Here is a 24720-nt window from a genome sequence, read left to right on the forward strand (position 1 = left end):
GAGCCATGGACAAACTCAGCGCCCAGGACGTGGGTTTCCTCAAGATTGAGACGCCGCGCTGCCCTTTCCATGTCGCCGCCCTGGTGATCCTGACACCACCGGACAAGGTACCTGCAAATTACCTGCGGCAGCTGGCGCGCAAATGCGGGCGCCTGAACGAGATCCTGCCCGCCTTCAACAAGCGCCTGCAGAATCCGGAAGACCTGTCCGCAGCTGCCTGGGTCACAGCGGACGACTATCAGGCAGAAAACCACGTATTCCACTACCGCCTGCCGGCAACGGGACGCATGACCGACCTGATGCAATTGGTGACCCGGGCCCACGAGCGGGCCCTGGACCGCTCCCGGCCACTGTGGGAGCTGCACCTGATCGAAGGCCTGCCCGGCGGCCGCTTCGCCCTGTATTGCAAGACCCACCACGCCCTGGTGGACGGCATCGGCGCCATGCGCATGATCCAGAGCCTGTTCAGCACCGACCCCAGGCAGAAGATCGACCTGCGCAAGGTGCGCAGGACACCCGGGCGCCAGCACAGCCATCACAATCTGTTCGAGCAGCTCAGCGGAGTCGCGCGGGGTGTTGTCGAGCAGTACCGGGCACTGCCGCAGCTGTCCCGCCTGCTGCTGCACATGGGTGCGGATATTCTCAAGGGCAATACCGACGCCATGCGGCTGCCCTTTACCGCGCCGCGCACGCTCTTCAACACCGAGCTTGAGTCGCGCCGCAGCCTCGGCATCTGCGACCTGCCACTGAAAACCGTCAAGCGTCTGGCCCGCCAGAGCGGCGGCACCGTGAACGATGTCCTGCTGGCGATTTGTGGCGGCGCCCTGCGACGCTACCTGCAGGCCCACAACGCCTTGCCGAAAGATTCCCTGATCGTCGGCATGCCAATGTCACTGAAGTCCGGCAGCGAGCGCGAGGGCAACCGCCTGAGCTACATCATCAGCCCGTTCTTTACCGATGAGAAAGATGACCTGCGCCGACTGCAACGGGTGATCCGCACCACCCGCGCCGCCAAGGCGGAGATGAGCAGCATGTCGGTGACAGCGGCGGAGGACTTCTACGCCCTGCTGATGGTGCCTGCCGTGCTGCTTACCATCAGCGGCAACGCCGAGCGGGTCAAACCCGCCATCAACGGCATTTTTTCCAACGTACCCGGGGCAAAGACAGCGCTGTACCTGGAGGGCGCGCGGATGGAGGCCCTGTATCCGCTCTCCATCATCACCCACGGCATGGGCCTCAACATCACCGTTGTCAGCCAGGCTGACAAGCTCTGTTTCGGCATCGCCGCCTGCCCGACCCGGCAGGCAGATATTGAACAACTCCCCGGCCATATCAAGGCCAGTTACCGCGACCTGCGCCTGGCAGTGACCGCATCCGGCAAAAGCAAAAACCACTGAGTTATCAGCCCGGCGTACGTACCGGCTCGCTGCCATCCCAGCCGACGGCGGCATGGCGGATGTCGGTCCACAGACGCTCCACTGCCGGTGTCATCTCCACCACCTCAATCATGCCCAGAACAGCGCTGCGCGTGTCGAAATAGGCTGCGCGGCCGCCCACCGCCACGGAACAGGTGAGCACCTGTTCGAAACCCTCGGCGGCATAGTGGGCGCAGCTTTGCTCGAAATCAATCGCGGCCACCGCATGATGGTGAAAACACCAGCCGGACTCCCCGAACACCTCGCGGTAGGGGGAAGGCTTGTCGTCAAGCGGCTGAATCAGTTCAAACTGCATGTGACCACAGTTCGCCAGCGCCAGGCTGACCGCAAAATCGGCGGGCCGGTCCTTGTAGACCAGGTCATTGAGCTCGAAGTTCTCGAACAGGAACCACGGCCCCACATTCAGTTGCCGGGTGAATTGCGCCATGGATTTGTGAATATCATCGGTGATGAAGGCAGTTTGTATGACGCCGCCATCGGGCTGGCCAAAATTCAGGACGGGCATTGCAGAATCTCCTTGTTGTCGGCTGCCAGCGTATTCACGGCAAAGGCGGGAAACAATGAGTATTTCTACTCTGTTGAGGCATTTTTTCCGATGCTAGGCTGCAATTCGATTGGGGTTTTCACAAGAGTAGCGTGCCCTGGCGCGCACCCGCGGGGAAACTGCAGCCCACCAGCCTGAATGGAATACCGTCATGAACAACAGCAAGAGCAGCAACCAACTCACCGACTCCGGCACCACCGGCATCGAAATCAGCAAGCAGCTCAAGAGCGCATTTTTCCCCCAGGAAAAGCTTGAATGGACCCCCTGGGTCATGCCCGACACCTGGTTCAAGCTGCTGGCGATCAACCCGATAACCGGCGGCTTCAGCATGATGCTGAAAGTCGGCCCCCACAATATTGCCCCCATCCACGGTCATATCGGCTCGGTGGAAGGTATCATCCTGGAAGGCGGGTTTGCCTACGAAGATGACTGGGGCTACGCGGGCGACTACGTACAGGAACCGGCGGGAATCAACCACAAGCCGATCACCGGTGCCGATGGCATGGTGATGTTTGCAATAGCGCATGGACCGCTGGCCGGTTACAACGACGATGGCAGTGTCGCCCTGATACTCGACGCCAGGGAAATGTTCCGGATGGCGGAAGCTGCCGGTGCCGCCTCCCATGTCGACAAGCCTGAGCACTGGGACTGACCTGAACCGCATAGCCGGGAACCGCAAGGCCACAACAACCATTGCAGGGAGAACAACTGACCATGAGCGAAAAAAGACTGGCTGGCAAAACCGCCATCGTGACCGGTGGTGCCACTGGGCTGGGGCTGGGGATCGCGCAGCGTTACATCGAGCACGGCGCAACCGTGATCATCACGGATATCAATGTTCAGGCCGGGGAGCAGGCCGCCGGCAAGCTCGGCGCTCGCTTCATCGCACAGGACGTCACCGACGAGAGCAGCTGGGAAGCACTGTTCGCTGCGCTGGCGGCTGAAGGCGTCCGCGCCAGCGTGCTGGTGAACAACGCCGGTTTTGCGGACGCCGGCCTGGGTGAACTGTTCGAAGACATTGACGTCGCCGCCGCGAAGAAAATTTTCGAGGTGAATTTCGACGGCACCCTGCTGGGCTGCAAGCACGCCATTCGCCACATGAAACAGGGCGGCGGCTCGATCATCAACATGTCCTCCATTGCCGCCATGGTGCCGGTACCCTTCATCGCGGCCTACGGCGCCTCCAAGGCCGCGGTGCGCCATCTGACCCAGTCAGTGGCTCTGTACTGCGCCCAGCAGGGCTACCGCATCCGCTGCAACTCCATCCATCCCGGACAGATTCGCACTGCGATGCACGACCGTCTGGTGGAGGCCACTGCGAGCCAGAACGGTATCACGGCGGCAGAGGCGGAAGCCGGCTTTCTGGGCATGATTCCCATGGGTGAATTCGGCCAGGTGGAGGATATTGCCAACGCCGCACTGTACTTTGCCAGCGATGAGAGCAAGCATGTTACCGGCGACCGTATCCTTGTGGATGGCGGCATGATGCTCACCAGTTGAGGTCGGGGACTTGAGCGGCAGATAACCGCCGTGGCGAGGCCGGCCTGACGGATGCCAGGCCGGCCGGGGGATAGTCAGGCAACCGCCTGCAGGGGAGTTTGCTGCGGGGCGGGAAACTGGAAGCCATCGAGAATGATGTTGGGCCAGAGGAAATCCATCGGGTGCGGCGTGAAATCGACGCCGATATTCAGCACCGCCGGACGCCCACTGTCCAGCGCACGCTGCACCGCGGCGGGAATCTCCCGAAGCTCGGAGACGTCCTCTGCATAACAGCCAAAGCCCCTGGCAACCGCAGCAAAGTCCACCGTGGACAATTTGGTGCCAAAATCAGGGTTTTCCAGCATTTCCCCGAAAGGCTTGTACATGCCCCAGTAACTGTCATTGAATACCACCACGATGACCGCCAGGCCATAGCGACTGGCGGTTTCCAGCTCCTGGATGGTCATGCCCATGGCGCCGTCACCGGTCAGGCAGAACACCGCCCGCTCCGGGTGTGCCAGCTTGGCGGCATTGGCATAGGGCAGGCCGAAGCCGAGGTGGCCCATGCCGGGAACGAACAGTGACCGCTCGGGGCTGTCTACCTGGATATGGGAAATGGTCCACATCATGGTCTGGCCGCCGTCGTGGACGACAATCGCATCGCGGGGCAGTAGTTCGCCTATCGCGGCCGCGACTGCGGATTCGTTCAGCAGGCCGGCGCCACCGACCACCTTGCTCTCCTTCGCCGTTTCCCGATACAGCGCCCTGCCGGCATCGCGCTTCTTGAGAATGGACTGCTTCCAGTCAAGGTCCTGCTGGAAACCGTCCTGCTCCGCCAACAGAGCCAGCAGCGCCTCCAGCGTTGCCCGGGCATCTCCCACCAGACCGATTTCCACCGGTACCGCACGACCGATGGATTCGGCATCGATTTCGATCTGGATGATCTTCTGCTCATCCGGTTTCGGGTAATGCGGCGGCTTGTGGATGGGAGTGAAGGTGGAGAACTTGCAGCCTACCGCCAGCACCAGATCCGCCTCCTGACCAACATCAATGGCCGCCTGCCCGGACACCAGGCCCGCCGACCCCAGGGTATTGGCGTCTGCCGGATCCAGCACCCCGCGACCGTTGGCGGTGGTCATTGCCAGCATGTCCGTGTGTGCCACCAGATCGCGAAACGCCTGCACACCGCCGGAGCGGGCCACACCGCCACCGGCAATCAACAGGGGCCGGCGTGCACCCCGGAGGGCGGCCGCCACCCGCTGCAATTCTTCGCGGCAGGGCACCGGACGCTGCAGCCGATAGGGCGGCGTCTGGGCAAGATCGTAGCGGCACAACTGGGTGCCGACATCGCAGGGGATATCCAGATGCACCGGCCCCGGCCGCCCGGAACGGGCGATATGGACCGCCCGCTCGAACAATTCCGGTGCCCGTTCGGGATGGTGCACGATGGCATTCCATTTGGTGATTGAGCGGAACAGGCCGATCTGGTCCGCGGACTGCAATTGGTCGATACTCGGGTCTATCGCCCGGGCCTGGTTCTGCCCGGTAATCACCACCATGGGGATGTTGTCGGCATAGGCGGCGGCAACACCCGGAACCAGATTGGTCGCTCCCGGTCCCACCGTGGCGAAACAGACCCCCATGGTATCGGTCACCCGGGAGATCGAGGCCGCCATGTGGCCGGCGGCTTCCTCGTGCCGGGTGGTGATGTACACCAGGTCCGGGTCTCGCGACGCGCCATGCATGATGAGTCCTATCTGGGCCGCGGGCAGGCCGCAGATATACTTGACGCCGTGCTTCTTGAGGATGGCGAGCAGCATATCGCTCACCGTGCATTCGGTAATCATTGTTCGGGACTCCGGAACAGGGTTGTCAGTTGCGTTGCGAATGTTTGGAGGGCATGCCCGCGGTGGTGCCACCGTCGACCAGAAACGTGGTGCCGGTGATCATGGCCGACTCGTCACTGGCCAGGAATACAACCGAGTTGGCAATATCCGCCGCCGTCGCCAGCCGCCCCAGGGGCACATTGTCAATCATGCTCGCCACCATCGTGTCCCGGTCTCCGACCGCTTCTATAATCGGCTCCAGCATCTCCGTGTCCACATAGGTCGGGTGGATGGCGTTGCAGCGAATGCCGTAGCCACGCTCGGCGCAGTCCAGGGCCACGGACTTCGACAACAGGGTGACACCCGCCTTGGAAGCGCCATAGGCGGCCAGATCCGAGGTGCCCAGCAGGGCACCGATGGACGAGATATTGATCAGCGAACCGCCACCATCGGACTGCCTGATGGCGCGGATACCGTGCTTGCAGGCCAGCATGGTGCCGGTAAGATTGACCGCCAGCACACGGTTCCATTCCTCCAGCACCATGTCTTCAACGGTGCCGGTAATCCCGATGCCGGCACAATTGACCACAATGTCCAGGCGCCCGAACAATTCCAGGGCCCTGGCCGTTGCCGCCTCCCAGTCAGCCTCGCTGCTGACGTCCAGCGCGTGGCTGGCCGCGGCCGCCCCAATGCGCTCGGCAGTTGCCTGTGCTCCCGCGGTATTGATGTCCGCGACCAGCACCCTGGCCCCCTCCCGTGCCAGCGCCTCGCAGGACGCACGTCCTATGCCCGAGGCACCGCCGGTGACCAGCGCCACCTTGCCCTTCAGTCTGTCCATCACAACCTTCTCCCTGCCGGCCCGTTTCGTTTCATGCTTCAAAAGTTGAATCGTCCCTCGACACCGACCCAGCGGGGCTGGCCCAGGGTCTGCTCGGTAAAACCGTTGGACGCGATATCAAAGGCATAGCTGATGTACTCCTCGTCGAGAAGGTTGCGGGCAAACAGGGACAGCTCATACTGTTCGCTGGCGGAGGTGTAGGTCACCCTGCCGTTAAACAGTTTGTAGCTGGGAATATCGGTGTTGGGCGCGTTGGTCAGCTGCGAGAAATAGCCGCTGTTGTAATAGCCACTCAACTGTACCGAAATCACCCCCGCCTGCAGGGGAAAGTCTTGCACGATGGCACCACTGAACGTGAACTCCGGTGACTGTGGCGCTTCCCGGGTGACATTGATCGGATTCAGCGGATCCGTCCCGATCAACACATTTTCCACCTCGGTATCCAAGTATGCGGCACTGAACATCAGCGTGGTGGTGTCCGTCGGCGAGATGGTCAGCTCGGTGTCCATCCCCTGAATCGTGGCATCGGTGTTGTACAGGGTGAAATTGATGCCGCGCTGATCGAAGGCCTGGTAGTCCCGGTAATCGTAGTAATAGGCGCTGATGTTCCAGCGCGCCCGGTTGTCCCAGAAGTCCAGCTTGCTGCCAACTTCCCAGGCATAGATATCCTCGCCGTCGAAGCGCAGGCCGGCAAAGGGCGCGTGGCCGGCAAACCCGGCATTGTAGTTGAACGCCTTGTAGCCCTTGTTGAAGCTGGCGTACAGGAGCCAGTCTTCCGCCGCGCTGTAGTCCAGCTGCAGGCGCGCGGAGACACCATCCTCGTCGTGGTTGTCGACGATGGGCCCATTGGCCAGCACCTCTTCAATGAGGCTGCCCGGCGGCACGCCCAGAGGGGCCTGGCCGGGAATGGAGACGCCTCCCGCGCGCAGGAACGGCACCGCGTTGTAGTCGTAGTCTTTTTCGTCGTAGGTCCAGCGCAGGCCTGCGGTCAGCACCAGATCCGGGGCCAGGTCCCGCTCCAGCTGGCCGAATACCGACCAGGAGGTGGTTTCCACGCTCCAGTTTGCCGTCTGGCCCAGGGACAGGGCCGCGGGATCCAGGTCCGGCGGCGGATTGACCCGCAGTGCCTGACTGTAGTCGCCGTCAATATTCAGGTAGTACAGCCCGGTGGTCCAGCGGGTTGCTCCCTCCACCTGCTCCAGGCGGAGTTCCTGGCTGAAGGTGTCACTGTCCCCGGTCTGCCCGAACTCGATAAAGGGGAACGGGGTCAGGTCATTGTCCTCCAGGTAATCGGACTCGACGCTGTTGAAGTTGCTCAGCGATACCAGCCTGACCCGGTCAAACTCATAGGCGATATTGGCGATGAGATTGCTGGAGTCACGCTCCATGAACCCGGGCTGGTCGAAAGCGCCGCTGTAGAGGTCATTGTCGGGCTTGATGTAGCCGAGAATGGTATTGTTCACCCCGGGCACGTTGAAGCCAAGGCCGGTCACCGGGTCGATCGCGGCCCCCTGGGTGTGGGCACCACCGACATTGTCCACGTCCATCTGGTAGATATCAGCGCTGAGCAGGATATCCAGCCGGTCCGAGGGCGTGATCTGCACATGCAGGCGCCCCGCCAGCGTGTCGTCCTCCAGCTGGTCAGGGCCTATGGCGTTATCGATATAGCCGTCGGCCTTGCTGTGGAACAGCGCCAGCCGGGCCCTGACGGTGTCCGACAGGGGGCCGCTGATGGCACCCTGGACACTGTAGGAGCTGTAGCTGCCGGCGGAGGCCTTGAGATAACCTTCCAGCTCCTCGGTGGGCTTGTTGGTGATCAGGTGGATCAGGCCGCCGGTAGCGTTGCGCCCGAACAGGGTACCCTGGGGGCCGCGCAGCACCTCGGCGCGACTGATATCGTACATCTTGATGGAGTTGGTGGAGATGGAGGACTGGTAGACCTCGTCCAGGTACAGCGCATTCGGCGATTCGATGTGTCCCGCGAAGTCGTTCTGGGCCACCCCGCGGATGGATACCAGGCCCACCAGTGGCGCCCCGCCGCCATTCTGCAGCATCAGGCCCGGCGTCACCATGGTCAGCATGTCGGTATCGGTGACATTGAACTGCTCCAATGCGGCACCGGACATTGCCGTAACTGAAATACCGGTGTCCTGGAGGTTGATTGCGCGCCGGGTCGCGGTAACCACAACCTCCTCCAGGGTATTCGCCATTACGTCGGCATTGAGCAGCGCCAGGATCGCTGCCGGCAGGACACAGGTTTTCTTGTACATGGGTACCCTCCAGATTGTGGCCTTCACGTGGATTACTGTTATCGCGAAGGTTGTTCTAACGAAGCTGCCTGCTGGCTGTTATAAACGATATCCGCACAGGCACTGCAGCATTGCGATCGAGTCTAGGCGCGCGGCAACCGAAACGGGATAGCGAGAATTACTCATTTTTGTATATACTCAAGGCACAAAATGATAATTCAGACTGGCGGAACAAGGATGGCAAGTCCCCCGCCCGAGGTATGACGTCATGGTAGCGCTGCGTACGCGAGATCTGCAGGATGTTGTCGATATCAGCCACAGAGCCCTCGAATGCGACAACATGGACCAATTGCAACAGGAAGCCCTGGCTTCAATGGAGCGGGCCATCGGCGCGCGCAGCAGTGTCTATGGCCACCTAAGCCTGAGCCAGCAACAGGTACACATCAGCGAAGGGCAGGAACGCGGCGTACCGGCTGGGGCGATGGCGCGCTGGTGTGCCGGCTATCACCGCCAGGACCCCTTCATGCAAAGCTACCTCACCCGCCTGTCGACGTCGCCCCGGAATGTCATTGTTTCCAGCGATGTCATCAGCCACCATGATTATGTGGCCACCCGCTTCTACAACGAGTTTCTCAAGCCGCAGTCGATCTATCACGTGATGATCATTGGCCTGAGGCCGTCGGGCCGCGCCCCCTTTGGCGTCATCGGCCTGCACCGTTCCGCGGACGAACGCGGCTTCTCCCGCCAGGAGGTCGCCAAGGCCGACCTGATGGCCCCCTGCCTGCGCGGCGCTGTCGAGCGCATCCAGGCGCGGGAATTGCTGTCCCGGCACGAGCCTGTGCAGCCGCGGGGCGTGGACGTGGTTGCCACTGACGGCACCACGACCCTGGAACGGCGCATGAACAAGTTTGGCCTGTCACGACGCGAGAAGGAAGTGGTGGAACTCCTGCACCAGGGCCTGACCAGCCTGCACATCGCCGACCGCCTCAACATCAGCGTCCGCACCGTCAACAACCACCTGCGCTCGGTCTACGACAAGAGCGGCGTACACAACCGCACCGCCCTGCTCTACCAGCTGACCTGCTGACGGCCGGGCACTGCACTTGCAGTTGTCAGGGCTGGGGAAATTTTTGCTATACTCGCGCCCGCGCCGGTGTAGCTCAGTTGGTAGAGCAGCTCATTCGTAATGAGAAGGTCGTAGGTTCGACTCCTATCTCCGGCACCAGGCTCACAGGTCCCTTCCGTGGAACCTGAATCCTGACCCGCTTCCCAATCTACGATCTGGAAAGCCGACGTACCGCCAGCATGAACAAGCCGATGGCAGTGAAAATCAACCCATAGGCGCCGATGGTGGGAATGGTGGCAGGTGGCGATGCAGACGGTGCGCCCGCGCCGATATCAAAGCCCTGGTAGCCCTCACCGGTCTGCACGAAAAGCTGGCCATTGGCAAAGCCTATGTTGTATGACCCCGGCACATCGACATCCAGTGCCGATGTGCCAACGTGGTCCCCGCTCAGGTCGAAGATGGCTGCGGTATCATCTGCGGAGTCGGTCACAATGAGCCAGTCCTGGGAAGGCGCAAAACCCAGCGCGTTGTTTGTTGCGCTGGCGACACCGGCGGTCGCGAAATCCAAAGTAATCGTTCCGAGCAAGCTGCCATCCGATCTGGCGACGATGTTCACCGTATTGGAAGAACCACGTGAATAGAACCTGTCCCGCGCCGGATCATAAGCCGGCAGGGTCTGGCTGCCGTCATTGCCGGGCATGGACGCCAGCAATGTCGCTGTGCCACCTGTGTAAAGGCCAGAACCGTCGAGCTGGGCTTCGATCAAGCCACGGCCCACACCACCTGTGACAGCGCCGAAGGTAACAACCTCCAGCAGACCGGTATTCGGATTGAAGTTGATCGCCCTGACGTCAATGTTCAGAGGATCTTCTGTGTGTATGAGGGTCCCGGCATTGTCGTAGACAAAGCCGGGCCTGCTGGTAGTACCGATGCCGGATGTATAGTATTGGCTGAATCCCGGATGGTAAGCTACGGATGATTCTGCCGCATTCAGAGGATTCGACAAGAAAATCGTTCGCGCAGCATTCGCTGGAATCTGTGCGGCGGCAATTTCCGTGAAGGAAAAAAGAAACAGGAAAGGTGCAAGAATCTTCCATCCCGTTGCCTTGTTTCTCCTTGGCCGGTAGTTCTGTATCGCTTTTGCGTCCAGCTTGTCAGTATTCACCTGTAATATCTCCACGCTATCGACTTCCCTGGAGCTTACCAGACATTTTTTTGATGCTTAAGCCTTTTCTCCACAGTCGGCTCCGGGACGGCGGGGTTTACATTCCCGGCCCCAGCGGGCACCATTCCGGCTAAACCATCGCGCAATCCTGCGCACCTCCGTCAAGTCACCCCCCAATGAAGGATATCGCATGACGCAAGCGAAAGCGGGCAACACCGTACAAATACACTATACCGGCACCTTGCAGGACGGCTCGGTGTTTGACAGCTCCGACGGGCGTGACCCGCTGGAATTCCAACTCGGCTCGGGGCAGATCATCCCGGGGCTGGACAGTGCCATTGACGGAATGGCCGCGGGCGAGCAGAAAACCGTCACCATTCCCGCCGCCGAAGCCTATGGCGATTATCAGGATGAGGCGCGGCAGACCATCCCCCGCGAGCAGATCCCGGCCGATATCCCGCTGGATGTGGGCACCATGCTGCAGATGCAGACGCCCGATGGCAACGCCGTACCGGTACAGGTAGCCGAGGTGACCGATGACGCTGTCACCCTGGACGCCAATCACCCGCTGGCGGGCAAGGACCTGACATTCGCGGTCGAGGTCGTCTCGGTAGGGTAGGTCGTCACCGCAACTCCGCCGGCATTCCCCCGGAATCACCCACTGGTAGACCCCGCCACTGGACAGGGACGTTTCGTGCCGGTCGGGCCCGTCGCCGGAGCCCAGGTCAATCCCCCGGAACCCGGTATCCTCGAGCGGGAAACCGCGCGCATCCCCAAGGCCCGCGCGATGGTGCTGCCCTGAAGCAGATCAGACGGACGCCGGATTCGCCTCGACCTCGCGGGAGACCAGTTCCCGCAGGGTAACCGCCCCCAGCGCCTCATTGACCGCCAGCTCCATCCGGCTGAGCACCTCGTCCACAGGCAGCTCTGACGCTACCTGCCGCTCCAGCCGCGTCTGCTCCTCTCTGGGGCCGCGGATGCTGGCGAGCAGCTGCGCGAGACCCAGGGTCGCGGGATCCTGACCCAGCAGGTACTCCGGCGGCTCGCTGGCGGTCTCCACCAGCAGGCCCCTGTCCTGTAGCAGCTGCACCACCTCCCCGACCCGATCCATGGGCAGCCGCAGATGGTCCGCCAGCATCTCCAGGGTCTGGGGCTTGCCCCTGTACACGAAAACGTGGGCGATACGGTACATCACCAGCAGTGCGAGCTGTTCCCGGAAACGACCACTCAGAGGAATCCGCTTGTCAGTCAGCCGAATCCGATCCGGGTACTGGTGGTAAAAAGCCACCTGCGCACCAATGAGCAGGATCAGCCAGCTGAGGTACAGCCAGATCATGAACATGATCAGGATGGCAAAGCCGGAATAAATCGCGGCGTACTTGGTAGAACCGGCGGCAAACTGGGCGAATGCCAGGCCCGTGCCCTGCCACAGGACGCCGCCAATGATCGCGCCCACCAGGGCGGAACCGAACCTGACCCGCGTATTGGGCACAAACATGTAAACGAAAGTGAAGGCAAGCGTAATCAGCAGGAATGGCACCAACCGCGACATGAGTACCAGCAGGCTGCCAAACGGCTCCACGTGCATTACCGCAAGCATGACGGTGCTGTTCATCATGGACGCGGTCAGTCCCATGGCCGCAAATACCAGCACCGGCCCGACCATGATCACGCTCAGGTAGTCACTGAAGCGACGCGACAGGGTCCGGGGCGCCTCGGCGTGCCACACGTAGTTGAACGACACTTCGACTTTCTGGATCAGGGAGATCACGGTGTACAGCAGCAGTGCCATCCCCACCGAACCCAGCACCCCGACTTTCATGTTTTCCACAAAACCCAGGATGTTCAGCACGATTTCGTCGCCCTGCTCCCCCAGGGGCGCCACCAGGTTGTACAGCAAGGGCTCGATCTGATTGTGGACACCAAAGGCCTTGAGCACCGAAAAACTGACCGCGATCAAGGGCACCATGGACAACAGGGTAGTGTAGACCAGGCTCATGGCGCGCAGGGTCAGCTGGCCGCTCGACACCTCCCGCACCAGCACGAACAGGAACCGAACCGCTTTATAGGCCAACTGCTGAATCCATGACAGCTGCGCCAGGTCCGGCCGCCACAATTCGTTGAGGAGAAATCCCCTGATAGTGCTGTAAATACCTGCCGGACTCTGCATGGCGCCCTGCCCCTCCGGATTGCGAATGAGCGCCCATGATAGCGCATAATCTTCCGCCCCGAGGGGCATAGGCCGACGCCGGGAAATCCGCTATCCTGTTGCCCGGCTTTCAGATGCCGCACCTTCAAGGAGACAAAAATGATCGGATACATCACTATCGGCGTGAAAGACATTGCCAGGGCCAAGGCCTTCTACTCGGACCTGCTGGCCGATCTCGGCGCCAGTGTCATCATGGAAATGGACCGCATCGCTTTCATCGGCAAGGGCATGGACCAGCCCATGCTGGCGGTGTGCATTCCCTTTAACGAGGAAGACCCGCACCCGGGTAACGGCAACATGTTCGCCGTTGGCGCGGGCACCAAGGAGAATGTCGACAAGCTTTACCACAAGGCCATCAGCCTGGGGGCGACCTGTGACGGCGAGCCCGGCCAGCGCATCCCCGACATGTTCTATGGCGCCTATGTCCGCGACCCTGACGGCAACAAGATGGCCTTCTACGTGTTCGGCTGAACCCGCCGGCGGTCAGTCCTCCGCCAGAAACCGCTGCAGGCGTCGCTGCAGGCAGCGGTTTTCCAGCAACAGCTGCTCCTGCTGTTGCTGCAATTCCAGTATCATCGCGATCGCGATCCAGTCCAGCTCCAGGTCCCGGTGCAGGCGTATCGCCCGCTTGACCCACTGCACGCTGCTGGTTTCGAAGATCCAGTCGTCGACATCCCCGGCATCGGAAACGGGATTGACGATGTCGTGCTCCACAATGGTGACCAGCCACTGCCGTGACACCTGTTCACACTCACACAGTTCCCGCAGGGATATTCTCAACGCGCTGCTGCTCATAGTCATTTACCCCACTCTGCCCGCGGATCAAAAGCGGCCTGCTCTGCCAGTTGTCGCCACAGCGCCTGCACGTCCCCGGAAGCGTCTTGCGGCATCACCACCTTGAGTACCACGTAGAGGTCACCGCGCCCGGCCCGGCTGGCGAGTCCCTTGCCCGGAACGCGCAGTTTCTGCCCCGACTGACTGTTCGGCTTCACGGTCAAGCTGATCTTGCCGCTCAGGGTCGGCACCGTAATCTTGGCCCCCAGCGCCGCTTCCCAGGGCGCGATGGGCACCGTCACCAGCAGGTTGTGGCCCTCCACGTCAAACAGCGGATGCGGCACCAGCCGCACATGCAAATAGAGGTCGCCGGCCGGACCGCCGCCGGGACCCGGCGCACCCTGGCCACGCACGCGGATACGCTCGCCGTCACTGATACCGGCCGGGATGGTCACCTTCAGGGACTTCTTCAGTTCCTGCAACTGCCCCTGCGCATATACCGGTATGCGGTACTCCACCGGCTTGCTGAACGACTCCAGCGTCTCCTCCAGAAACAGTGGCAACTCGATTTCCACATCCTGTCCCGGACGGCTGTAGTCGCCCGCCGGACCCTGCTGGCGAAAACCGGCGCCAAAAATGCTGTTGAAAAAGTCAGAGAAATCGCCGTCGAATTGCTGCGACCCGGCGCCGGAGGATGATGCCCAGCCCGGTGGCGGCTCAAACTGCTGGTCGCGGCGGCCACCGTAACGACGCAGCTCGTCGTACTCGGCCCGACGACCGGGATCCTTGAGTACCTCCCAGGCCTCGGCCACCTCCTTGAAACTGGCCTCCGCACCCGGGTCCGGATTCAGGTCCGGATGGTACTTGCGGGCGAGCTTGCGGTAGGCAATCTTGATATCCTTGAGCTCCGCATCGGGCTCTACGCCCAGTATCTGGTAATAGTCCTTGAACTCCATACAGGTACCTGGAACATGGCGTTGTCATCTACTATCAATGTACACAGGCGCCGCGACCTGGGCAACGCCCAAAGGCGCGCACGCTGCATACCTCAAACAAGGTATGCAGCCGATGCGGGGTGGCACTATGGTATTGTCCCGCGTTTCACCCATATCATAACGAGAGGATCATTCTCCATGTTCGCACGCAAACCCGTAACCCTGATCGTCGCTGCCTGTATCGGCGCCGGCAGCGCCAACCTGGTGGCCCAGGGACTGGAAGAAGTGGTGGTCACCGCCCAGAAGCGGGAACAGACCCTGCAGGACGCTCCAATCTCCATTGCCGCTTTCAACGCCGACACCCTGGAACAGAAGGGCGTCAGCAGTATTGATGACCTGGGCACCTCGGTTCCCAACGTCAAGATCACCCGCTCGCCCTCCAATACCTCGGCGGCAACCATTGCCATCCGCGGTTCCGCGACCATCAATCCCGCCATCACCTGGGAGCCCACCGTGGGCATCTACCTTGACGGCGTGTTCATCGGCAAGAACGTTGGCGGTATTTTCGACATCGCCGAGCTGGAACGCGTGGAAATGCTGCGCGGCCCCCAGGGTACCCTGTATGGCAAGAACACCGTCGGCGGCGCCGTCAACCTGATTACCACCCGGCCCACCGGGGAGCTTGGCGGCAAGCTGCGCCTGGGTGCCGGCAACCATGACCTGCGCACCGTGTACGGGACCATTGACCTCCCTGCCCTGGAATTGGGAGGCGCCGGTGAAATCATGGCCAAGCTCACGGCGTCCGTGCGCAAGCGCGACGGCCTCTACGACAACGTCAATGACCCCTTCGGCAACCCGCTGGCCAATCCGGTCATGATCGACGAGTTCAACAATCTCGACAACCAGGTTGGCCGCTATGACATCCTCTGGGACATGACCGACCGTTTCTCCCTGCGTTACACTTGGGACTACAGTGACCTGGATCTGGCGCCGTCCAAGAACCAGCTGACCTTCCTCGACCCGAACGACTTCGCGGGTATCAACGCCCTGCTGGCACCCTACGTCACCGGCGACAACGAGAACCGGGACAGCGTCAGCCTCGACCAGGCCAAGTTCGAGCGCTCCAAATCCATCTCCCAGTCCCTGTTTGCCGACTACGATGCCGGTACCTGGGGTGCCCTGGGTGATGTGACCCTGCGCTACATCGGCAACACCCGCAAACTGAGCTGGGACGACGACATCGACATCGATGGCTCCCCGGTCAACCTGTTCACCTCGGCCCGGTTCATTGACTACGACCAGGTTTCCCACGAACTGCAGATGATCGGCACCACCGATCGCACCAACTATGTTCTGGGCCTCTACTACTTCGAGGAAGAGTCCGACGTATTCAACCCGATCAGTTTTTTCGGCGCCTTTGGCGCGCCCACCAACAACAACCGCTACGGTTTTGACAACGACTCGTTCGCGGTCTTCGGCCAGGTCGACTGGCGCCCGGCTGCCGCGGTATTCCAGGATCGCCTGACCCTGACCCTGGGCGTGCGCTGGACCGAAGAAACCAAGGACACCTACATCGACCATCCCAATGACGTCGATGCCATGGGCAATCCCGCGCCCTTCTCCGGCCAGGCCGAGGAGACATTCAACGACGTTTCGCCGACCTTCGTCGCGGCCTGGGATGCCAGCGACAACGTCAATCTCTACGGCAAGGTCGCCAAGGGCTGGAAGTCCGGCGGCTTCAACGGGGAGGCCCCCTTTGAAGCGGCTTTCACCACGCCCTATGACGCGGAGGAGATCCTCTCCTACGAGCTGGGCATCAAGTCGCGCTGGCTGGACAATCGCCTGCAGGTGAACGGCGCCTGGTTCTACAACGACTCGACCGACATGCAGATGTCGATTTTCGTCGCCGGCAGCAGTGCCGCCTCCATTGTCCAGAATGCCGGTGAAGCCACCATCCAGGGCTTTGAGGTGGAGCTGGTGGCCCTGCCGATGCCCGACCTGGAGCTCTCCGCCAGCTATGGCTACCTCGACACCAGCTACGGCGAGTTCATCGAAAACGGTGTGGATGTGAAGGACCAGAAGGACTTCCCCTACGCGCCGCAAAACAGTGCCGCCTTCTCCGCCGAATACAGCATCGCTGCCGGCAGCTGGGGCGACCTGACCGCGCGCCTGGACTACGAGTTCGTGGACCGCCACGTGCCCTACATCGAGCCGTCCCAGAACGCGACCTCGGAGGTCAAACCCTACAGCCTGTTCAATGGCCGCGTCACCCTGGCCAATGTCCCGGTGGGCAACGGCCAGTCGATGAAATTCGCGCTGTGGGGCAAGAATCTGCTGGACAAGGAATACCGCATCAACACCATTCCTTTTGGCATCTGGACCGCCAGCTACTACGGCGACCCGCGCACCTACGGGGTAGAAGCCACCTACGAATTCTGACCGCCCGCAGACAAGGTGAATGGCCGCGCAGCGGACAGATCGCCCGCGGAGCGGGCTCCTACGGGGTGCGAGCCACATTGTAGGAGCGCACTCCGTGCGCGATTTCCTCACTGCCCGGAAAGTCGGTGGCGCCTCCGGGCGCCATTGTTTTAACTGAAGCCCGTTTTCATCCCACCGGAGCACCAGCCCATGGACCCGAATCTCGAACAACAGTTGCAGGCCCTGCTCGACAAGCAGGCGATCATGGAGCTGATCAATGCCTACTGCAATGCGGCAGACCGCCACGACAACGACAAATTCCGCTCCCTGTACCACGAGGATGCCATCGACGATCACGGCTCCTTCTTCAAAGGCCTGGCGATGGAGTTCATCGACACGCTGCCGGATATCCAGGCCAACATGGAAATCCTGCACCATAACGTCACTACCGTGAACATCAAGCTCGACGGCGACCGTGCCGAAGGCGAGGTCTACATCATTGCCTTCCACAAGATCCGCACCGATGAAGGCCCGATTGACCTGTTGATCGGCGGACGGTATTTTGACCGCTACGAGAAACGCAACGGTGTCTGGAAATTCACCTATCGCGCAGTGGATGCCGACTGGGCCAACCTGCACCAACCGTCTATCGTCAACCTGGACAACCCGATCATTCAGGGCGCCCACATCGGCAAGCCTGGCCCGTCGGATCCGTCCTATTCCATTTTCGACCTGCTGCAGTGGGGCAAGCGCTGATTCGCCGCCCTGCGCGGCCCACACTGACAAGGGATACCCGTGACCAAGCACGAACGGCTTGTAGCCGCCAATGAACACCTGCCACCCTGCCTGCAGATCCTCAAGGCCCGCCTGCTCGACTTTGACAGCGAGGCCGGCACCGCAGACCTGCAATTTGACGTCAGCGAGCAGTTCTGTCACTCGGTGAACGTGGTCCAGGGCGGCAACGTCACTGCGATGCTGGACGCCGCCATGTCCCACGCCGTATTCATGCAGGAGACCGACGTCGTGGCTCTGCCGACACTGGAACTCAAGGTGAGTTTTCTCGAGCCCACCCTGGCCGGTCGCGTCACCGCGCACGGCAAGGTCATCAAGAGTGGCCGCAGCATTGCCTTTCTCGAAGGCACGTTGATCAACGCCGAGGGCCTGGTGGCGGCGACCGCTTCCTCCACCGCCAAGCTCGTGCGCCGCAAATAGGGAACTCCATGCCAGGCTATCGTGTTCGTGCCGCCCTCCTGACCCTGCTTGCAGGGCTTGGCGCTCAGGCAACCCAGGCGCAGGACTACCGTGGCTGGCAGACCTACGGCGGCGACCAGGGCAACACGCACTACTCTGCCCTGGATCGGATTGACCGCGGCAATGTCGCCCAGCTGGAACTGGCCTGGCGCTATGCCAGCGCCAAGGGCAAGGCCCTGCCCCCCAGCTCGGAGCTGCAGGTCAACCCCATCGTCGTCGATGGTGTGTTGTACGGGCGCAACCCGCTGCACAACGTGTTTGCCGTGGATGCGACCAGCGGTCGGGAACTGTGGACCTTCAGCCCACCGCTGGAACACGCGGGTCTGTCCAACGTGCGCGGGGTCACGTACTGGCGCGACGGTGACGACGCCCGCATCCTGTTCAGCACTGGTCACTTCCTGATGGCACTGGACGCGGGCAGCGGCAAACTCATCAGCAGTTTCGGTCGCGATGGCCGCGTCGACCTGCGCGAGGGGCTGGGACGGAACCCGGAGCTGGTGAGCATCAACGCCCCCTCCCCCGGCGTCATTTTCGAGAATCTCATCATCATGGGTTCGGCGGTCACCGAAACCGCCGGCTCCGCGCCAGGGGACATCCGCGCCTACGATGTGCGCAGCGGCAAGCTGGCCTGGACTTTCCACACCATCCCCAAAGCCGGCCAGTTCGGTGCCGACACCTGGCCCGAGGGCGCCCGCAACAGCGCCGGTGGCGCCAATGCCTGGGCCGGCATGAGCGTGGATACCGAGCGGGGGCTGGTGTTCGTGCCCACCGGCTCACCGGCACCGGACTTCGACGGCTCCGGCCGCCCCGGCGCCAACCTGTTCGGCAACACCCTGCTGGCCCTGGATGCTCGCAGCGGCGAGCGGCGCTGGCATTTCCAGACCGTGCACCACGATCTCTGGGACCGTGATCTCAGCTCGGCACCGGCGCTGGTCACGGTGACCGAGGACGAGCAGTCCCGCGATCTGGTGGCCCAGGCCTCCAAGGAAGGCGTGGTCTACCTGTTCCACCGTGACACTGGCGAGCCGGTATTCCCGCTAGAGGAAGTGCCGGTGCCGGGCTCGGACATCCCCGGCGTCTACAGCTACCCGACCCAGCCCCGGGCAACGCTACCGGAACCTTTCGCCCGCCAGCACATGACCGAGGATGACCTGACGGAGCTTTCCCCGGAAGCGAACGCCGCGGCGCGCAAGGTCTGGGAGGAAGCGCACGAACTGGCCTGGCTGCGCCCCGCAGGCCTGCGCAAAAGCATCCTGCTGCCGGGTTTCTACGGCGGCGCCAACTGGGGTGGCGGCGCCTTTGATCCGGCCACCAACCTCTACTACATCAATGCCACCAATGCGCCCAACATCCTGCGCATGGAGGCGGTGGACGTGGCGCGGGGCTCCACCATGGGCGTGGGCGAATTCGTGTTCCGGCAGCAGTGCAGCGGCTGCCACGGCGTCAATCTGGAGGGATTCTATCCCTACGCGCCGCCACTCACCGGAGTCGAGGAACGCATCAGCAAGCGCGAGGCCTTTGACATCACCACCACCGGCAAGGGTCGCATGATGCCCTTCAGCCATCTTTCACGCCACGAGCGGGAAGCGGTGGTGGACTACCTGTTTGCCTACAGCGCAGGGGAACTGGAGCCGACGAAAAGCAGCGAGGTCGCAGTTGGGGAAACGGAGACCGTGCACGTGTTTGCCGGTTACCGGGACTTTGTCGATGCCGAGTACTACCCCGCCATCAAGCCGCCGTGGGGCACCCTGACCGCCATTGATTTTGTCTCCGGGAAGATTCGCTGGCAGGTACCACTGGGGGAGTATGCGGATTTGACCGCGCGGGGCATTCCACCCACCGGCACCCGCAATTTTGGCGGCCCGGTCGTTACCGCGGGCGGCCTGCTGATTATTGCTGCCACCTCCGACGAGAAATTGCGGATCTTCGACAAGAACGACGGCAGCCTGCTGTGGGAGTACCAATTGCCCGCGGGCGGCTATGCCACCCCGGCCACCTATGCCATTGATGGGCGCCAGTACATTGTCGTCACCGCCAGCGGCGGCAAGCTGGGTACCCCCACCGGCGACGAGTACCTGGCTTTCGCCCTGCCGGCACGCTCCGCACCCTGAGTCAAGGGGGCCAGGCGCGCTCCGGAACCTCAGTTTTCGGCGGCGTTGAGCAACCTGTCGGCGCGCTCAAAGTAACGCGGCGCATATTTGCCAACGCGCTCGCTGTCGCCCTTCTCCGAAGCCTGGTGGATTTCCTCCAGGTCATCCTCCAATGCTTCCAGCTCGTCTTCGATGCGCTCCAGGGCATTCTCCAGGGTGTAGGTCAGGCGGTGTATCTCGTTGAAGGCGTCCCCCTGCACTTCGCCCTTGTCGAGAATGTTGCGCAACCGGGTGTTGTAATCGGCCAGGTTGGCAAAGGCCGCTTCCAGGGTTGCGGAGGGCTCGCCCTTGTAGTGTTCCGGGCGATCGTCGGCGATGGCAGGCGCGGCCGTGAGAGCCAGTGCGGCCAGGGTCAGTGCAAATGGCATTTTCATGGTATCGTCCTTGGGTGTGGAGGCGCGCATCGCACGCGGATTCACGGAGTGATCGCATCCTGCCACAAGCCGGTGAAGAGTGCGATAATCTCTGCTCTGCAACCACGGAGACTGTCCAGTGAAAAAAATGGCGCTTGCGCTCGGAGTCATTGTGCTGGTGGCAGCCGGCTTCTACAGTCAGCGGGGAGCCATTGCCGAGCGGATGATGGCCCGTCTCGCGCCCGCAATGATGGCGACCAACACCCTGGCGTCTCTGGAGGACGGCCTGCACGTGACCGTCTGTGGCGCCGGCGGCCCACTGCCCGATGCACAGCGGTCGGGTCCCTGCCTGGCGGTCACCGCCGGCGAGCGCCTGTTTGTCGTCGATGCGGGCACCAACGGTGTACGCAACCTCGCCCGGATGCGCTACCCGATCGGCGCCATTGAAGCCGTATTTCTCACCCATTTTCATTCCGACCACATCGATGGTCTCGGCGAGCTCGCGACCCTGCGCTGGGTACAGGGCAGTCATGGGCAACGCCTGCCCGTATTCGGGCCCGACGGGGTGGAACAGGTCGTTGAGGGGTTCAATCTCGCCTACGCCCAGGACGCCGCCTACCGAACCGCCCACCACGGCGAAGCGGTGACTCCGCCGGCCGGCGCCGGCATGCAGGCGCGCAGCTTCACCCCCCGCGCGGATGGTGGCCTGACCACCGTCCTTGAGGAGGACGGGGTCAGGATCAGCGCGTTCACCGTGGATCACCAGCCGGTCGATCCCGCCGTGGCCTACCTGTTCACTTACCGCGGCCGCTCACTGCTGATTTCCGGCGATACCAGTCAATCGTCTGTCATCGAGAAACACGCGCGCGGCATCGATCTACTGGTACACGAGGCCCTGTCGCCGGAACTGGTGATGATCATGAACGATGCCGCGGTCGCCACCGGCAACGCAGGGATGGCACGCATCACCCTGGACATCCTCGACTACCACGCCAGCCCGGTGCAGGCGGCAGCAACCGCTCGCGATGCGGGGGTGGGGCATCTGCTGTTCTACCATATCGTCCCGGCGCTGCCGCCCCTGCCCGGCGCCGAGGCGGCGTGGCTACAGGGTGTCGCCGACATCTTCAGCGCTCACACCCTGGCCAGGGATGGCACCGTCGTCTCCCTGCCGGCCAACAGCGACGCCGTCCGGGTCCATCGTCACCGCTTGTAGACTGCCGGTTTCAGGCCTGCCAGTGATCAGGCCCCGGCCCGAGCACACTGAAGGAACCCAGGTGGCCCCGGTTCAGCTTGGTGCGGTGGCAGAGCTTCCACTCGCCCGCTTCCCGGCGCCAGTGGTCGTGGTAGTCACCCAGGGTGCTGAAGCTCAGGCCCTCGTGGGCGCCGGTGCCCAGATGCATGTCACTGACATAGGCACGACTGCGCGCCGTGTCACCGTCGACATCGATCAGCACATTGCCGAGCAGGTGCTGGGTAGGGCCGCTGGCGTCCAGAAACGAACGCAACAGTCCGATGATCTCCGTGCCACCCGACAAGGGGCCGGTACCCAGGTCCGCGGTCACATCCGCGCTCATCAACGCCAGCAGCCCATCCCAGTCCCGCGCATCCATGCCCCGGGCTACCTGCACCAGGTTGCGGTAAATGGCCCGCTCGGCCACTAGCGTATCGAGAGCCAGGTCGCTCATTGTTGCATCTCGCCGGGCAGCAGGGCGGCACGGATGTTGGCAGCCATCTGCAACAGCGCCTCGCGCCGCGGCATGCCGGCAAGGGCAGCGAACAGCGCCCGGTTCTGCTCCCCGGCGATGTGCACCGGTCCGTTGCGCAGGTTCGCCAGCGCCTCCAGGACCACATCCCGCGGCGACATCATGCCTTCGAGGGTGGCGGTATCAATGCCCTGCAGGGCGTGAGCCTCGGTGTCGGTACTGCCGGGACAGAGTGCCAGCACGTCCAAGCCCTCGGTCGACAGCTCGCCCCACAGGGACTCGCCCAGGCTGTTGGTGAAGGCCTTGCTGGCGGCATAGGCCGCCGAGTACGGGATACCCATCAGCCCCTCGACCGAACTGGTAATGATGATGCCGCCCCGCCCGCGCTGACGCAGCCCCGGCAGCAGCCGGTGCGTCAACTGCAGCGGCGCGGCACAGTTGACCTGCAGCATCGCCGCCATCCGCGCCGGATCATTGTCCTGATGCGCGCCCTTGAGACCAAAGCCTGCATTGCTGACCAGCAGGCCGATATCCAGCCCCGCGGCGGCAGTCACTATCTGTTCCACCGCGGCGGGGGCGGCGAGATCGGCACCACAGACCTGCACACTCACACCGTGAGCCTGCCCCAGTTCGGCAGCCAGAGCGTGCAGGCGCTCGGTGCGGCGGGCCACCAGCAACAGGGCCAGGCCGCGTGCGGCCAGTTCGACGGCAAAGGCGCGACCGATCCCGGAGGAGGCGCCGGTAACCAGCGCTGCCGGCCCGTAACGCTCCCTGAAACCGGTGGTCGCTGTTGACTCGTGCGTCTGTTCATTCATGGATTGGATTGCTCCCGGTAGTCAGTGGCAGAGTCCGTGGGCAGCGGCGACTGCAGACGCTGGATCTGGTGCCGCAGCCAGGCGCTGAGCCAGAAATTGCTGCTGGCCGCCAACAGGGTTTCATGGGCGGACTGCGCCAGCGCGCGCAGTTCCGCGCTTTCAGGGTCCACATGCAGGCCGATGTCCAGCAGATGCAGCGCCTCCAGGGTCTCGCCCGCCGCGAGCTTATCCCCGGCGCGCCGGACGATGGCGCCAGCGCCACCCGCCAGCTCCACCAGGTCGGCGTACACCGCACTGGCGGGAACCGGGTACAGTTCGGTGGTCGAACGGTGATGAAACCAGCCGGCATAGTTTTCCCAGATCGCGCGCACCCCCCAGGACACCTTGCCGTAACCCTGCCCTACCTCCAGCTCCGGCGGCAGTTCGATTTCCGCCATCAGGGTGTGTACGTCCTTGCCAGCATTCATGCCATCGACAGCGGCATCGTGTACGTAAACAATGGCGTCTCGCAACACCGTCAACTCCTGCTGGATCAACTCCGCGCCTTCTACCGGCCCATGATGACCGTAGAGGATGGTCACCGGCTCCAGCGCCCTGACGGTTTCCACCGCTGCGGCGCAGACCAGCGCGTCGCGATAGCGGTCACCGCGAATGGTCACCAGGTTGGGAAAGTGGCCGAAGGGACAGCCGAACAGGTTGCCGGTGAAACAGATACGGTGCTGTGGCAGCCAGACAATCAGCGAGTCATTGGTCTCCGCACCCGGGACCGCGATCAGCTCGACTTCCAGCCCCCCCAGAACGAAACGGTGCCGGTCCTGCACCAGCAGGTCGGGCAGCGGCCGATCCTGTTCCGGGAAATCACTGTAGCCCTGGGCCGCATAATAGGCGAACACCTCCCGAAACTTGTCGGCGAAAGCGAACGCCGAGCGACTGCCGCGAAAGGCGTGCAGGCGCCCATCGTAGGCCTGGTGCTCGGGATTCCCGGCCTGGGCAATCACGGTCAGGCCAGGGTGCCGGTGCCGCAGCCAGGCCGTGCCGCCGACGTGGTCCACGTGGCCCTGGGTGAGGATGAGGTACTTCACCGGGTCCCCGGTAAAGGCGTCGAAGCTGCGCTGGATCACCGGCGCCTCGAACCCCATGCCGGCGTTGACCTGGATATTCCCCGCGGGCGTCTGCAGCAGGTAGCTGTTGGAAAAGGCCTCGCACAGGAGCGTGAAATCATTGAGGCGTCGGGCCCCGAAGCGGGCCGCATTGGGCTCCACCGGACGGGACGTGTAGAGTGGTTGGCGTGCAGGCATCGGCTGGCACCTCGGCGTGGCGTGATTGTGTGGATACTACCCAGCGCCCGGGCCCGACACTACGCCAAACCCGCCCGAGGTTCGACTGGGCCGGTGCCAGTTCAATTATTCATAGACCCTTCCGGGCTCGACTGCGGCAGCGTCATCGCCGGGGATCGCAGCAGCCTGCTGCTGCAACTGCGCGGCAGCCGCTTTGCCGATGCACCTTTTG

At 62.6% G+C, this 24720-nt stretch carries 23 protein-coding genes and 1 tRNA gene; 12 read left to right on the forward strand and 12 right to left on the reverse strand.

What is annotated here, in order from left to right:
- Positions 1-5: 5 nt before the first annotated feature.
- Complete coding sequence (locus tag RLO07_RS04670) at positions 6-1397, forward strand: wax ester/triacylglycerol synthase family O-acyltransferase (protein WP_462290970.1); 1392 nt, start codon at positions 6-8, stop codon at positions 1395-1397.
- A gap of 4 nt (positions 1398-1401) precedes the next feature.
- Here RLO07_RS04670 and RLO07_RS04675 read toward each other — a convergent pair whose 3' ends face one another.
- Positions 1402-1941 carry a VOC family protein gene (locus RLO07_RS04675; protein WP_462290971.1) on the reverse strand — a complete coding sequence of 180 codons (540 nt, stop codon included), beginning with the start codon at positions 1939-1941 and terminating at the stop codon, positions 1402-1404.
- A gap of 190 nt (positions 1942-2131) precedes the next feature.
- Here RLO07_RS04675 and RLO07_RS04680 point away from each other — a divergent pair, with 190 nt between their 5' ends.
- Both RLO07_RS04680 and RLO07_RS04685 read left to right on the forward strand, forming a co-directional pair.
- Positions 2132-2632: a 2,4'-dihydroxyacetophenone dioxygenase family protein gene (locus tag RLO07_RS04680; RefSeq protein WP_462290972.1), complete on the forward strand. Its 501-nt coding sequence runs from the start codon at positions 2132-2134 to the stop codon at positions 2630-2632.
- A 62-nt stretch (positions 2633-2694) separates the two neighbouring features.
- Positions 2695-3480, forward strand: a complete 786-nt coding sequence (locus RLO07_RS04685) for a glucose 1-dehydrogenase (RefSeq protein WP_462290973.1) — start codon at positions 2695-2697, stop codon at positions 3478-3480.
- A 74-nt stretch (positions 3481-3554) separates the two neighbouring features.
- On the opposite strand, the gene RLO07_RS04690 is transcribed toward RLO07_RS04685, so the two are convergent.
- Genes RLO07_RS04690 through RLO07_RS04700 form a run of 3 tightly spaced genes read right to left on the reverse strand, consistent with a single transcriptional unit; the run spans position 3555 to position 8393 of the window.
- Positions 3555-5306 (reverse strand): thiamine pyrophosphate-binding protein, encoded by a 1752-nt coding sequence (locus tag RLO07_RS04690; protein WP_462290974.1) that lies wholly within the window; start codon positions 5304-5306, stop codon positions 3555-3557.
- Positions 5307-5331: 25 nt separating this feature from the next.
- A complete protein-coding gene (locus RLO07_RS04695) occupies positions 5332-6123 on the reverse strand; it encodes an SDR family NAD(P)-dependent oxidoreductase (protein WP_462290975.1) in 792 nt (263 codons plus the stop codon).
- 38 nt (positions 6124-6161) lie between these two features.
- Entirely contained in the window at positions 6162-8393 is a 2232-nt protein-coding gene (locus RLO07_RS04700; RefSeq protein ID WP_462290976.1) for a TonB-dependent receptor, read from the reverse strand.
- 247 nt (positions 8394-8640) lie between these two features.
- Here RLO07_RS04700 and RLO07_RS04705 point away from each other — a divergent pair, with 247 nt between their 5' ends.
- Positions 8641-9459: a response regulator transcription factor gene (locus RLO07_RS04705; protein WP_462290977.1), complete on the forward strand. Its 819-nt coding sequence runs from the start codon at positions 8641-8643 to the stop codon at positions 9457-9459.
- Positions 9460-9521: 62 nt separating this feature from the next.
- Positions 9522-9597 (forward strand) — tRNA-Thr (locus tag RLO07_RS04710).
- Positions 9598-9646: 49 nt separating this feature from the next.
- Here the strand turns inward: RLO07_RS04710 and RLO07_RS04715 are convergent.
- Positions 9647-10603, reverse strand: coding sequence for a hypothetical protein (locus RLO07_RS04715; protein WP_462290978.1), 957 nt, complete (start codon positions 10601-10603; stop codon positions 9647-9649).
- Between the two features lie 190 nt (positions 10604-10793).
- Between RLO07_RS04715 and RLO07_RS04720 the strand changes: the two genes are divergently transcribed.
- Positions 10794-11222, forward strand: a complete 429-nt coding sequence (locus RLO07_RS04720) for an FKBP-type peptidyl-prolyl cis-trans isomerase (protein ID WP_462290979.1) — start codon at positions 10794-10796, stop codon at positions 11220-11222.
- A 189-nt stretch (positions 11223-11411) separates the two neighbouring features.
- Here the strand turns inward: RLO07_RS04720 and RLO07_RS04725 are convergent, their stop codons facing one another.
- The gene (locus RLO07_RS04725; RefSeq protein ID WP_462290980.1) at positions 11412-12773 is read right to left on the reverse strand and encodes a YihY/virulence factor BrkB family protein; all 1362 of its coding nucleotides are present in this window, start codon (positions 12771-12773) and stop codon (positions 11412-11414) included.
- A gap of 138 nt (positions 12774-12911) precedes the next feature.
- On the opposite strand from RLO07_RS04725, the gene RLO07_RS04730 reads away from it, so the two are divergent.
- A complete protein-coding gene (locus tag RLO07_RS04730; RefSeq protein WP_462290981.1) occupies positions 12912-13283 on the forward strand; it encodes a VOC family protein in 372 nt (123 codons plus the stop codon).
- A gap of 12 nt (positions 13284-13295) precedes the next feature.
- Here RLO07_RS04730 and RLO07_RS04735 read toward each other — a convergent pair whose 3' ends face one another.
- Positions 13296-13613, reverse strand: coding sequence for a chaperone modulator CbpM (locus tag RLO07_RS04735; protein WP_462290982.1), 318 nt, complete (start codon positions 13611-13613; stop codon positions 13296-13298).
- A complete protein-coding gene (locus RLO07_RS04740) occupies positions 13610-14542 on the reverse strand; it encodes a DnaJ C-terminal domain-containing protein (RefSeq protein WP_462290983.1) in 933 nt (310 codons plus the stop codon). The genes RLO07_RS04735 and RLO07_RS04740 overlap by 4 nt, the downstream gene beginning before the upstream one ends.
- A 177-nt stretch (positions 14543-14719) precedes the next feature.
- Between RLO07_RS04740 and RLO07_RS04745 the strand changes: the two genes are divergently transcribed.
- The 4 genes from RLO07_RS04745 (at position 14720) to RLO07_RS04760 (ending at position 20301) form a co-directional block, all read left to right on the forward strand.
- Positions 14720-16960, forward strand: a complete 2241-nt coding sequence (locus tag RLO07_RS04745; protein ID WP_462290984.1) for a TonB-dependent receptor — start codon at positions 14720-14722, stop codon at positions 16958-16960.
- Positions 16961-17149: 189 nt separating this feature from the next.
- Complete coding sequence (locus RLO07_RS04750; RefSeq protein WP_462290985.1) at positions 17150-17695, forward strand: nuclear transport factor 2 family protein; 546 nt, start codon at positions 17150-17152, stop codon at positions 17693-17695.
- 39 nt (positions 17696-17734) lie between these two features.
- The gene (locus tag RLO07_RS04755; protein ID WP_462290986.1) at positions 17735-18151 is read left to right on the forward strand and encodes a PaaI family thioesterase; all 417 of its coding nucleotides are present in this window, start codon (positions 17735-17737) and stop codon (positions 18149-18151) included.
- Positions 18152-18159: 8 nt separating this feature from the next.
- On the forward strand, positions 18160-20301 hold the full coding sequence (locus RLO07_RS04760; RefSeq protein ID WP_462290987.1) for an outer membrane protein assembly factor BamB family protein: 2142 nt from the start codon (positions 18160-18162) through the stop codon (positions 20299-20301).
- Between the two features lie 29 nt (positions 20302-20330).
- On the opposite strand, the gene RLO07_RS04765 is transcribed toward RLO07_RS04760, so the two are convergent.
- Entirely contained in the window at positions 20331-20714 is a 384-nt protein-coding gene (locus RLO07_RS04765) for a DUF6746 family protein (RefSeq protein WP_462290988.1), read from the reverse strand.
- A 127-nt stretch (positions 20715-20841) separates the two neighbouring features.
- Between RLO07_RS04765 and RLO07_RS04770 the strand changes: the two genes are divergently transcribed.
- Complete coding sequence (locus RLO07_RS04770; protein ID WP_462291023.1) at positions 20842-21906, forward strand: MBL fold metallo-hydrolase; 1065 nt, start codon at positions 20842-20844, stop codon at positions 21904-21906.
- 10 nt (positions 21907-21916) lie between these two features.
- Here RLO07_RS04770 and RLO07_RS04775 read toward each other — a convergent pair whose 3' ends face one another.
- From RLO07_RS04775 to RLO07_RS04785, 3 genes are read right to left on the reverse strand one after another with little or no spacing between them, the layout of a single operon-like run.
- Positions 21917-22378 (reverse strand): nuclear transport factor 2 family protein, encoded by a 462-nt coding sequence (locus RLO07_RS04775; protein ID WP_462290989.1) that lies wholly within the window; start codon positions 22376-22378, stop codon positions 21917-21919.
- Positions 22375-23211 (reverse strand): SDR family NAD(P)-dependent oxidoreductase, encoded by an 837-nt coding sequence (locus RLO07_RS04780; protein ID WP_462290990.1) that lies wholly within the window; start codon positions 23209-23211, stop codon positions 22375-22377. Before RLO07_RS04780 ends, RLO07_RS04775 begins: the two co-directional genes overlap by 4 nt.
- Positions 23208-24509 (reverse strand): alkyl sulfatase dimerization domain-containing protein, encoded by a 1302-nt coding sequence (locus tag RLO07_RS04785; protein WP_462290991.1) that lies wholly within the window; start codon positions 24507-24509, stop codon positions 23208-23210. The genes RLO07_RS04780 and RLO07_RS04785 overlap by 4 nt, the downstream gene beginning before the upstream one ends.
- Between the last annotated feature and the right edge of the window lie 211 nt (positions 24510-24720).

This window comes from Haliea sp. (assembly GCF_040221975.1).
Classification (GTDB): domain Bacteria; phylum Pseudomonadota; class Gammaproteobacteria; order Pseudomonadales; family Halieaceae; genus Haliea.

What these genes read in the sequence shown, in the direction of transcription:
- RLO07_RS04700 (WP_462290976.1), bottom strand. Translation starts at nt 8,393, where the DNA reads ATGTACAAGAAAACCTGTGTCCTGCCGGCAGCGATCCTGGCGCTGCTC.
- RLO07_RS04760 (WP_462290987.1), top strand. Translation starts at nt 18,160, where the DNA reads ATGCCAGGCTATCGTGTTCGTGCCGCCCTCCTGACCCTGCTTGCAGGG.
- RLO07_RS04685 (WP_462290973.1), top strand. Translation starts at nt 2,695, where the DNA reads ATGAGCGAAAAAAGACTGGCTGGCAAAACCGCCATCGTGACCGGTGGT.
- RLO07_RS04725 (WP_462290980.1), bottom strand. Translation starts at nt 12,773, where the DNA reads ATGCAGAGTCCGGCAGGTATTTACAGCACTATCAGGGGATTTCTCCTC.
- RLO07_RS04720 (WP_462290979.1), top strand. Translation starts at nt 10,794, where the DNA reads ATGACGCAAGCGAAAGCGGGCAACACCGTACAAATACACTATACCGGC.
- RLO07_RS04770 (WP_462291023.1), top strand. Translation starts at nt 20,842, where the DNA reads ATGGCGCTTGCGCTCGGAGTCATTGTGCTGGTGGCAGCCGGCTTCTAC.
- RLO07_RS04690 (WP_462290974.1), bottom strand. Translation starts at nt 5,306, where the DNA reads ATGATTACCGAATGCACGGTGAGCGATATGCTGCTCGCCATCCTCAAG.
- RLO07_RS04670 (WP_462290970.1), top strand. Translation starts at nt 6, where the DNA reads ATGGACAAACTCAGCGCCCAGGACGTGGGTTTCCTCAAGATTGAGACG.
- RLO07_RS04765 (WP_462290988.1), bottom strand. Translation starts at nt 20,714, where the DNA reads ATGAAAATGCCATTTGCACTGACCCTGGCCGCACTGGCTCTCACGGCC.
- RLO07_RS04745 (WP_462290984.1), top strand. Translation starts at nt 14,720, where the DNA reads ATGTTCGCACGCAAACCCGTAACCCTGATCGTCGCTGCCTGTATCGGC.
- RLO07_RS04730 (WP_462290981.1), top strand. Translation starts at nt 12,912, where the DNA reads ATGATCGGATACATCACTATCGGCGTGAAAGACATTGCCAGGGCCAAG.
- RLO07_RS04735 (WP_462290982.1), bottom strand. Translation starts at nt 13,613, where the DNA reads ATGACTATGAGCAGCAGCGCGTTGAGAATATCCCTGCGGGAACTGTGT.
- RLO07_RS04750 (WP_462290985.1), top strand. Translation starts at nt 17,150, where the DNA reads ATGGACCCGAATCTCGAACAACAGTTGCAGGCCCTGCTCGACAAGCAG.
- RLO07_RS04705 (WP_462290977.1), top strand. Translation starts at nt 8,641, where the DNA reads ATGGTAGCGCTGCGTACGCGAGATCTGCAGGATGTTGTCGATATCAGC.
- RLO07_RS04780 (WP_462290990.1), bottom strand. Translation starts at nt 23,211, where the DNA reads ATGAATGAACAGACGCACGAGTCAACAGCGACCACCGGTTTCAGGGAG.
- RLO07_RS04775 (WP_462290989.1), bottom strand. Translation starts at nt 22,378, where the DNA reads ATGAGCGACCTGGCTCTCGATACGCTAGTGGCCGAGCGGGCCATTTAC.
- RLO07_RS04680 (WP_462290972.1), top strand. Translation starts at nt 2,132, where the DNA reads ATGAACAACAGCAAGAGCAGCAACCAACTCACCGACTCCGGCACCACC.
- RLO07_RS04695 (WP_462290975.1), bottom strand. Translation starts at nt 6,123, where the DNA reads ATGGACAGACTGAAGGGCAAGGTGGCGCTGGTCACCGGCGGTGCCTCG.
- RLO07_RS04675 (WP_462290971.1), bottom strand. Translation starts at nt 1,941, where the DNA reads ATGCCCGTCCTGAATTTTGGCCAGCCCGATGGCGGCGTCATACAAACT.
- RLO07_RS04785 (WP_462290991.1), bottom strand. Translation starts at nt 24,509, where the DNA reads ATGCCTGCACGCCAACCACTCTACACGTCCCGTCCGGTGGAGCCCAAT.
- RLO07_RS04740 (WP_462290983.1), bottom strand. Translation starts at nt 14,542, where the DNA reads ATGGAGTTCAAGGACTATTACCAGATACTGGGCGTAGAGCCCGATGCG.